This is a genomic window from Arthrobacter sp. 4R501, assembly GCF_002929755.1.
Lineage (GTDB): Bacteria > Actinomycetota > Actinomycetes > Actinomycetales > Micrococcaceae > Arthrobacter.
The window spans coordinates 1-526 of record NZ_PJIW01000080.1 but is presented as its reverse complement, the minus strand read 5'-3'; the positions used below and the strand labels follow the sequence as shown (position 1 = coordinate 526).

Genomic DNA, 526 nt, shown 5'->3' with positions numbered 1-526 from the left:
AAACAAGAAAAAATCACTATATTGAAGATTATTGTGTTTATCCAAAGTTCTAAAGTTTAAGAAAAGGTAACAAGGTAAGATCATGGAAACAACAAAGCAGAAGGCTAGTGACGCTGCTGCGGCAGTGAAGGCCGGAGCCGAAAAGGCGAGGGCCGATGCTACCGAGTCCGGAGCCCAGAAGGAGTCTAGCAAGGCTCAGGCCGAAGTTGGCAAGCAAGGAACTCAAGCCAAGAATGAGGTCAACAAGCAAGTTCACAAGTAAAATGCCCCAACAATATACCGGCAACTTTTAAATTTGCTTGGTAGTAGTATTTTATTCAGTTATGTAGACTTGTACGAGGTTAGAAAAGGGTACTAACGATCTTTTATTTGTTAATTAGTACTCTTGTAGTAAAGCATGTAATGCATAATAAGTTGTGACGTTTGTTTAAATTATATGTTGCTTTATTTTACCTTTTTTTCGAGTTGAGATAGTTTCATTAGTTATTAAGTTGCTTATGTAAACCATCAAGGTTTATGAGATAAT

Annotated in this window: 1 protein-coding gene; it reads left to right on the top strand. The window is 37.5% G+C overall.

Going from position 1 to position 526, the window contains the following annotated elements:
* Positions 1-82 precede the first annotated feature (82 nt).
* A complete protein-coding gene (locus CXR02_RS21980; protein WP_104063896.1) occupies positions 83-262 on the top strand; it encodes a hypothetical protein in 180 nt (59 codons plus the stop codon).
* Positions 263-526: the final 264 nt, after the last annotated feature.

Coding starts and splice junctions, on each gene's coding strand:
- CXR02_RS21980 (WP_104063896.1), top strand. CDS start 83: ATGGAAACAACAAAGCAGAAGGCTAGTGACGCTGCTGCGGCAGTGAAG.